This window comes from Rhodococcus sp. 14C212, assembly GCF_011058195.1.
GTDB lineage: Bacteria > Actinomycetota > Actinomycetes > Mycobacteriales > Mycobacteriaceae > Rhodococcus > Rhodococcus aetherivorans.
Map to the genome: position 1 here is coordinate 1 of NZ_JAALEH010000160.1, position 7,220 is coordinate 7,220.

Annotated in this window: 9 protein-coding genes and 1 pseudogene; 3 read left to right on the forward strand and 7 right to left on the reverse strand. The window is 66.5% G+C overall.

The genetic code is table 11. The annotated features are described in order from the left end of the window. Positions 1–253: 253 nt before the first annotated feature. Together G6038_RS31730 and G6038_RS29920 are read left to right on the forward strand one after the other, a co-directional pair. Positions 254–685 (forward strand): hypothetical protein, encoded by a 432-nt coding sequence (locus tag G6038_RS31730; protein WP_240918865.1) that lies wholly within the window; start codon positions 254–256, stop codon positions 683–685. 165 nt (positions 686–850) lie between these two features. Continuing rightward, on the forward strand, positions 851–1,216 hold the full coding sequence (locus tag G6038_RS29920; RefSeq protein WP_165042445.1) for an Lsr2 family protein: 366 nt from the start codon (positions 851–853) through the stop codon (positions 1,214–1,216). Positions 1,217–1,909: 693 nt separating this feature from the next. On the opposite strand, the gene G6038_RS29925 is transcribed toward G6038_RS29920, so the two are convergent. From G6038_RS29925 to G6038_RS29935, 3 genes are all read right to left on the reverse strand, one after another. Continuing rightward, positions 1,910–2,245, reverse strand: coding sequence for a hypothetical protein (locus G6038_RS29925; RefSeq protein WP_006935832.1), 336 nt, complete (start codon positions 2,243–2,245; stop codon positions 1,910–1,912). An 814-nt stretch (positions 2,246–3,059) separates the two neighbouring features. Then, a complete protein-coding gene (locus tag G6038_RS29930) occupies positions 3,060–3,464 on the reverse strand; it encodes a hypothetical protein (protein WP_165042447.1) in 405 nt (134 codons plus the stop codon). A 199-nt stretch (positions 3,465–3,663) separates the two neighbouring features. Beyond that, entirely contained in the window at positions 3,664–3,891 is a 228-nt protein-coding gene (locus tag G6038_RS29935) for a hypothetical protein (protein WP_165042449.1), read from the reverse strand. A 154-nt stretch (positions 3,892–4,045) separates the two neighbouring features. On the opposite strand from G6038_RS29935, the gene G6038_RS29940 reads away from it, so the two are divergent. Continuing rightward, the gene (locus tag G6038_RS29940; protein WP_165042443.1) at positions 4,046–4,471 is read left to right on the forward strand and encodes a hypothetical protein; all 426 of its coding nucleotides are present in this window, start codon (positions 4,046–4,048) and stop codon (positions 4,469–4,471) included. A 241-nt stretch (positions 4,472–4,712) separates the two neighbouring features. Here the strand turns inward: G6038_RS29940 and G6038_RS29945 are convergent. The 4 genes and pseudogenes from G6038_RS29945 to G6038_RS31735 all read right to left on the reverse strand — a co-directional run. Further along, a pseudogene (locus tag G6038_RS29945) lies at positions 4,713–4,963 on the reverse strand (helix-turn-helix domain-containing protein); the annotation flags it as partial. Positions 4,964–5,429: 466 nt separating this feature from the next. Next, positions 5,430–5,924 carry a hypothetical protein gene (locus G6038_RS29950; RefSeq protein WP_165042451.1) on the reverse strand — a complete coding sequence of 165 codons (495 nt, stop codon included), beginning with the start codon at positions 5,922–5,924 and terminating at the stop codon, positions 5,430–5,432. A 358-nt stretch (positions 5,925–6,282) separates the two neighbouring features. Further along, complete coding sequence (locus tag G6038_RS29955) at positions 6,283–6,792, reverse strand: SRPBCC family protein (protein ID WP_165042453.1); 510 nt, start codon at positions 6,790–6,792, stop codon at positions 6,283–6,285. 33 nt (positions 6,793–6,825) lie between these two features. After that, the coding region (locus tag G6038_RS31735) for a TetR family transcriptional regulator (protein ID WP_240918866.1) at positions 6,826–7,220 on the reverse strand (395 nt) is incomplete at its 5' end.

The following is a 7,220-nucleotide window of genomic DNA, read 5'->3' on the forward strand; positions in this document are numbered from 1 at the left end:
CCCCCACACCACCACCCCGGCCGGCACCGCGTCGGCGCGTCCCCAGGCCAGCAGGCGTGACACCCTATCCCCTGGTTCTTCTGTTCAAGAACTTCATCTTTCGTCTGGAAGTACTCACCAACGCGCACGCGCGCGCACTCACACCACAGCCCGATCACAGCCGCGGCCGATCAGCCTGCAACGCACCGCCGCCGCCCTCATCGCCGCGGCCCCGGCCTTGACCCCGCACCACCACATCGGCACGATCTGCGACGTGCTCACACGCGCCGGCATCGACACCAACCGCTGGAGCGGCCGCGACATCGCCCACCACCTCACCCGCGACACCGTCGCCCGCAACTGGACCTGGCCCACCACCAGCGACTTGCATTCCCCCACCGGCTACCTCGCCTGGCGCCTGCACCAGATCGACTGGACCGGCCCCTCCCCCACCGAACACGCCTACACCGCCCGGAAGCAGCGCCTGCGCGAGCACGCCGAACGCGCTGCCACACGCCACCGTCAGCACCAGATGATCGCGAGCGCCGAGCACCGCGCCGCGATGCTCGCCCAGTGCCGCCGCGCACTCCCCACTGCCCGATCCCATACTCCGGTCTCGCCGGCGCGGCACACCGAACCGACCGGAATGTACAGTGCGTGCATCACCACATCGGACAAACCACACGCCGAGGCCCGATTGGGCTAATATCGTGGACAGTCCACTCGTCCCTGTCGACACCGACGTCTCTTCTCCCGCCCGTACGGCACCCTGACAGGATCCAGGATGTGCACTGTCACCGGCGGTTTGAGTAAGAGAATCGGATATCGATACGGTGACAAGTGGATACGATGAATAGGAAAGGATCCGATTGTGGCACTACGCACCATTGTCACCTATTACGACGATCTCGACGGCAAGCCGATCGACGACGGCCTGGCGCAAACCTTCGAATTCACCGTCGACGGAGTCACCTACGAACTCGACCTGCGGCCGGCCAACGCCGACGCCTTCCGTCAAGACCTCACCCACTGGATCACCATCGCCCAACGCCAAAAGCGCGACGCAACCCGGCGACCCCCCACCACCGGCACCCGCAAGCGCCGCAAAACCGTCGCCGGCACCAAAGAACAGCTCGCCGCCATCCGCGCCTGGGCCAAGACCCACGGCTACCAAGTCTCCGACCGCGGACGCATCCCGCAGCACGTGATCGACCAGTTCGAAGCGGCCCACCGCTGACCACCCTCGCCGAGTAACTCCACCGCGCAGGCCCCCGGGCCGCGTCGGCCGCACTTCAGACACCCACTGTCCGCACTCTCCTGTCCGGCCCTACACACGGACACCCTCACCGACGCCCCGCACCGCGGGGCGTCCACACCTCACCGACCCCACATGCGTTGCAATCACCGGGGGCGGTCGACCCAGCACGTGCCGATGCGCCCCTCGCACCCGCGCTCACGACGCCGCACCACAGGGGGCTTACCCTGCCCCCACGCACTACGCCACCGCCATCGCGGGACTTCGAAGCACTCATCGGACATCACCGGCCCGCACACACTCGACATGGATTGGGACGCCATGACCACTCCCGGCACCTACCGTCAGACCGGACGCGCCAGGCAGCAACCGCGACACACCGGCCACCCGGGCGGCACAACATCGCCCGCGCGCAACACCCGCCCGTCCCCGGCCCGATATGACGCCTCCGGTTCGGCCGCGCACCGACCCTCGCGCCCGCACCCCGACGGCCCCACCTACACCGAAGCGATCCATCAGCAACTCTTCAGCGACTTCCGCCCAGCCCGCCGATAGGCAGCAGTCTCGTCGCGGACCATGGATCCACCGAGCCGGCGAGTGGCCGCGTGGGCACTCCGGTGCCCGCCGTACTCACCGATGCGCCCCCTCCCGGGAATGCTCACTCACCGGAAATGCTCACTGCGCATCCGGTTCGTCGACGAGGCGCCGGATATCGTCGAGCAACCGCCCAGCCTCCCCGGTGTCGTCCCCGGTGACGTGCGCGTGGAGATTCAGATAGTTCCGCACCCCGTCGAGCTGGTCCTCGGCACGCTCGGCACGCCGTTGCGCGAACTGTGCCGCGTCGAACAGGCGCTGTGATTCGGTGTCGGCTGCATCCAGTGCCTCGAGCAGCAGCGGATACAGCGCCACCATTTCCTGCACCGTCTCACGCGACAGGTTGCCACTGCCGGAGTCCTGGTAGTTCTGCCAGAGCAGGCGGGCGTTGGCACGCTGCACAGTCGTCAAGGTCATCGCATTCCTCCTGATCCAGCTGTCATCTCCACGTCCTGCTCCCCACGATCTTCCAAGATCACCGTCGATAACAGGAAGGCCTGGACTCCACCTGCAGTGCTCACCACAACGTCTCTGTCGACAGCGCTCCGTCGAGTACGCCCACCCGATACGCGACGGGCTCGGCTGTGCCTAGCCGCGCGTTGACGGGCCCTTCCCCTGCGTGGTCAGTCGGGCTCGGGTGACCACACAATCCCCCATGCGCAAATACATATGTTTCCCCATACCTTGACCCATACATTCTGGAGGCGACGACCTTGCCGTCTCCCTGCGGTCGGCAGCGCTACGCCCGCCACGGCCGGGGAGCGCAGCCCGGATCCGTGTCCACCTGGTCACACCATCGAGACGTCGCACTCCAGGATCGGCCATACGGCTCCACCTGATGCAAGCCTCGACTTCACCCGACCGGACCCACGTCGAGGATCGCCTCACCCCAGGGCACACCGATTTACCGCGGTAAACCGCAGCTTCTTCCCCGCGAAGCAAGCAATGGGCACCTGCCGATAAATCTCGGCTCCGGCTCATAAGTGACGTGCTGCAACGACTCAGCCCCCCAACGGCAGAAGCAGCTTCAGATGCCCACCGCCGCAACCGTCGCCCGCCCCCGCCACGGCACGCACTCCGAACACCATCACCACGATCATCCCGCCGCTACGACGGCCCCGGTATCGCGCTCGGCCGAACCGGCCCGTTCGGGGCACCGCCGAAGTCGCGTCGATCGAGCGGGCGGAACACCGCCCCCGCCGAGACGATGCAGACACCGGTCGGGTGCGCGTCAGGCCGGCTTCCGGGCCCGTCCGAGCACCCGCCGCCGATGCCGCAGCACCAGGACCGTTCGGGCAGCGGCGGCGACCGGTCCGTAGGGCAGGGAGAACCCGACCCAGAACACGGTCTCGACCGGAAGCAGCACCAACGCCACAGCCGCGCCGGCCCGGCGCTGCCGCCACAGCAACGCCCCGGCACCACACTCGGCGACGCAGACCCCCACGAACGCCGACAGCAACGGAACGGTGGTGCTGATCCCGCACCGGTTCTCGAACACACCGTGGCCATAGGTCGGATACCCCAGGAACGTGGCGATCTCGCCGTGCCGAACCAGGTGCACGATCGCGTAAAGCCCCGGCAGCCCGAAACCGATCCCCGAAGACCACGCGAGGACGGCGGCAGATCTGGCCAGCACCTCGTCGCCGCCGGGGCGATACGCAGAACCGAACGCCGTCCCCTCCCTGATCCGCAGAACACGACTGGGCAGGGCTACCAGGGTGGGAAGCAGGGTGCTGCGGCCAAAGCCTCCGTATCTTGCCTGGACATCAGGGTCAGCCAGATATCTGTCCGAGGGTGAAGAGATCGTTGCCCTCCGTCCGCCCGGAAGGAAGCCGCTAGACGACAAAGCCTGCCTCGTGCAGGGCGATGAAAGCGATGGTGATCGCCATCAACGCGTACACGGTCAACATCGCGACTTTGGCGGTTCTCTCGCTCGTGGGCGGAAACACCCGGAGAACCGGTTTCGAATATCCGACCGGTCGACGCTGTTGCGACCGGGACGTGAGTGCGGAAGCGGTGGTTGCAGCGCCGATACGGTACGGCTCCGTCGGATTCGTAGTCATTGCACACATCCTCTCCGCGCCGAACTGGCCTCAATGGTAGGCGCGGGAGACGCCGTGGAGCGCGGATTCTGGACGGGTGCCAGCCGCCTCCGGCGGCCGCATGGGGCACTGAACGGATCGAGGCCCGGCAGTCCCGACACGACTACCGACGAAGGTGGCCGCTACCGTCGGTCGCGCTCGTCCAGGGCGTGTTTCCTACGCCCGGCGGGCAGCACCACGAGACCAGCGCGAGCACCTGACCACCCCGGCCTCGCGGGCCGACGACGAGTCAGCACAGGCCATCGCCGGCCGCATCGAGCACATCCACCGGATCAGCAACGCCCCGTCACGGACGTCCTGGGGCGATTTCGCGCAGCGCTCCGCATCCACTGCCCCCGCGACCATGCTGCTCGCCGAGCTCGACCGCGTCGCCGCCGACCGCCGCGACCTCACCAACCCCGACGCCACCGAATGGACCGCTACGCCCGTTTCCGACACCGAGACCAGGCGCGGCCCCCGGAGAGGACACCGAGGTGGGGACGACCCTGACCAGCAGCCCCGCCGTGCGGGACGTCGCGGTGATGAGTATCGTGCCCAGTAGCACCCGCGTCGTGCAGGCGGCCCGAGAGCCCAGTTCTCTTGTATTCCTTGAACATCGGCACGTTCTTCAGCAGCGGGGCCAACCTGCAGCAGGTGGTCGGGCACCCACACGATGCCCGGGTCGCGGAAGGCGGCCCGAGCCACTGTGCTGCAGGCGCGGCCACCGCCGCAGGAGAGCCGCGCCAGTCGTAGTCGGTCCGGCTCCCACTCAACCGCATGATGTGCACCCGGATCGAGTGGTCCCAGCCGATCCGTTCGGCAATCACCGTCGCCGGCATCGTGGGAACTGTGCCAGCAGCTCCCAGATGCGGGGTTCGAACGGGTCGACGATCGAGCCTGCCTTGGCTCGCTGGTATTTCGGAGGACCGTCGGCGGCCAGCGCCGAGCGGACGGTGTTGCGGGAAATCCCCATCACCCGGGCGATCGCCTTGATCGGCAACCGTTCGCTGCGATGCAGACGACGAATCTCGGCCCAATCTTCCACGGACAACATCCCTTCGTCCCTCCTGGCTCGACTCAAGCCAGGATCGGTGGACAGGGGGTCAAAATTGAGATGCCATACCGTGTTCAGTTTTCACGTGCCGTCGACAGGCGATTCCTCGACGGACACTGAGATGAAGCGTCGAGGCAGACATCGCGACGCGCACATACGGCTCTCAAGATACCGCAGGAGATGGCTGATTTCCGCAAAGAATGGGCCGTCGACGCTCGCGCCGACCGCCCTCGGCAGGCCCTCGACGGCAGCGAATACGAGTGGCGCTTTGGATGCCACCGGGTTCGGGCTTGGGTTTCGCGGGCGACGGTGTACAAATAGGGTTTTTCGCACCGTCTCCTTTCGGGCGTCTTCGGTCTTCGCCTTGCTGATCGCCGGACCCTCCACGTAGACAAACGGAGCCATCCATAGGGCACATCGGCGCGTCGCGTAGGCACCGGGCAGATAGCGGTCAGTTGAGACCGACTCACTTCCCGACTGAAGCGGCTTGGTACGCCTCGACCTTGGCGAGGCCCTCGTCGTAGTCGGTGACGTACTCCCCCGCACCGCGTTCATGGAGTGCGCCGACCGCACTCGGGTTGTACGCCATGAACACCACGTCCGGCCGACCGCTGTGGTAGAAGTGATATGTCTTGTAGCTGCAGCCGTCCGGCGCGTAGTTGTCGTTCCAGGCCAGGCGTGCGACGGGCACGAATCCGGTGGCGGCGTAGAGCTTGGGCAAGACCGTGTCGAAGCAGTCCAACCGTTGGCCGCCGAGCGCGGTGGCCTGCCGCAGCATCGACTGGGCCACGCCGGGATGCGCCCCGTCTTGGTGAGCGAATACGGAGACGACTTCATCGCCTTTGAGCGCGACCCCTGCTGTGCCGTCCTCGGTGACCCGCATTCGCATCCGGGCGTATTCGTCTTCGTCGTAGACGTAGACCGAGGCGGCGAACGGGTTGTTCTCGGTCAACGCGATCATCAGGTGCCGGTACAGATCCGCATCCGAGGGACCGATCACGCACCTCATTTCCGCGCAGGGCACCCTTGACCCGGCACCACCCGAGGACCATGGGAGAGGCACCCGCGGCGCACCGAGGACCGACATGGATGCTCTCGTTGCCTACCCGGGCACCACCGTGGAACGACCACCGTGGACCGCATCGCGGATCCGGGGTACGCGCACGCCGCACGGACCCGGACAACACCGACCGAGTCCTACCTCAATCGAGGCGGTGATCGAGGACGACGTCGACGCGGGGGTGCAGTCCGCGTCGATCGCGGCATTCCCCCGGTGGCGGCCTCGACACGCCGTCCAGGACAGGCGACTCGCGGGGGGCTCAGGATCGGATCAGCGCAGGTGAACGGGAATCTTCAACGATCCGCTTGATTGCTTTCAAGGTTGCGGGAATCCCGGACAGGGCCGCATCACGTCGCACCTCGAGTTGAGCGTCCGCGTCCTTCCCGAACATCTTCTCGAATGCCTGGAAACCCTCCGGCTGGACGGCCCACGATTCGGTGAGCGAGGTGCCGTCCCCCTCGGGCGTCAGGGTGTAACTCCAGCGGACGGCGTTACCCATCACCAGCCAGGTGAACTCGACCGGTTCCTCCGCCGCGACCACCAGCGACTCCGTCTCCCAGATCCTGCCGTCTGCCTCGTTCCGACCACAGAACCAGGCGCCGACCTCGAGACCGGTCGCCGGCGCCTTCCACCACGCAGCGCGACAGATCGGACTCCACTCACCTGTTCGTTCGATCCGGGTCACCACATCCCATACCTGCTGCGGGGTGGCATCGATGCGGATCGACTCGGAATGCGAGTAGCGGCGATCGCGAGCGGTCTGTGCCATCAGTTCGGAACCCTTCCTGACGATTCGAGTGAATCACAGACTCTCACACAGCCGCGGAAAACGAAATCTGATCTCAGGCTTCACATCTGAACACGACGCGCCGGGATAGTACCGAAAGAACGTGGTCTTGCCGATCCCGGCGGCGGCGATGTCCGCGATCGAGGTCTCGGCGTACCCCCGGTCGAGGAACAGGTCGATCGCCGTGGCCTGCACCCGTTCGCGGGACGACTCCGGAGGACGCCCGCCTCTGCTGGTGGTCGTTACACCAGCCGCTCCGTCTAGACCTTGATTTTCGGCACCGAGTGCCGTAAATCTAGTTGAAGGTTGCACAACCGTGGCTGTTGCCTCGGCCGGCCCAGCTGCCACGACCCGCCATCCCCCTGCCGGCGCGTCGTGGAACCCCGGGTCGACAAGCGACCCGCCCGGAC